The sequence below is a fragment of the Rhodobium orientis genome (genome assembly GCF_003258835.1).
In the GTDB taxonomy this organism is placed as follows: Bacteria; Pseudomonadota; Alphaproteobacteria; order Rhizobiales; family Rhodobiaceae; genus Rhodobium; species Rhodobium orientis.
In genome coordinates, this window is record NZ_NPEV01000224.1 from 1 (window position 1) to 242 (window position 242).

Genomic DNA, 242 nt, shown 5'->3' on the forward strand with positions numbered 1-242 from the left:
TGACGGCTTGTGCCGTCGTCCTCAGCGCCGGCATCGGCGAACGTTTTATTTCGCCGGGAGCCGTCGCGAAAACGTTTTTGGGCATGGGTGATCCGGGCGATGACCTGATTATCATGTCCTTCAGGATGCCGCGGATTTTGGTCGCTCTGTTTGCCGGAATCTGTCTGGCGGCTGCCGGATCGATCCTCCAGGGTCTGATCCGCAATCCGCTCGCTTCGCCGGATATCATCGGTGTGACCGGC

General features: G+C 59.9%; 1 protein-coding gene. It reads left to right on the plus strand.

The genetic code is table 11. The annotated features are described in order from the left end of the window. Positions 1-242, plus strand: a 242-nt coding sequence (locus CH339_RS25945; protein ID WP_146610321.1) for an iron chelate uptake ABC transporter family permease subunit, incomplete at both ends; no start/stop codon positions are given.